Annotated in this window: 1 protein-coding gene; it reads right to left on the bottom strand. The window is 63.9% G+C overall.

Features of this window, described 5'->3' with window-relative positions; translation table 11 throughout:
* Positions 1 to 161 (bottom strand): DUF444 family protein (locus tag ACLJNW_RS29070; protein ID WP_410962148.1); only part of this gene is annotated, 161 nt, incomplete at its 3' end.
* Positions 162 to 230 lie beyond the last annotated feature (69 nt).

The raw sequence follows: 230 nt of genomic DNA on the forward strand, positions 1-230 counted from the left end.
ATGCTGATCTGCTCGCCGTGCTCCATGTCGGTAATGGAACGCCGGCTGACGGCCTCCTCGACGGCCTTCTTGATGTGTTCACGGTAGCGCCTCAGGAAGCGCTGGCGGTTCACCGTGCTCTTGTTCTTGCCGTTCAGACGCCGGTCGATGACGTAGCTCATGAATGCTCCTCAGGGCCTGTGGCGCCCCGCCGGAGCGGAGGATCCATGGGTGGCGCTGTGCCCCCAACC

It is taken from the genome of Salmonella sp. SAL4457, assembly GCF_046548235.1.
Lineage (GTDB): Bacteria > Pseudomonadota > Gammaproteobacteria > Enterobacterales > Enterobacteriaceae > Salmonella > Salmonella enterica.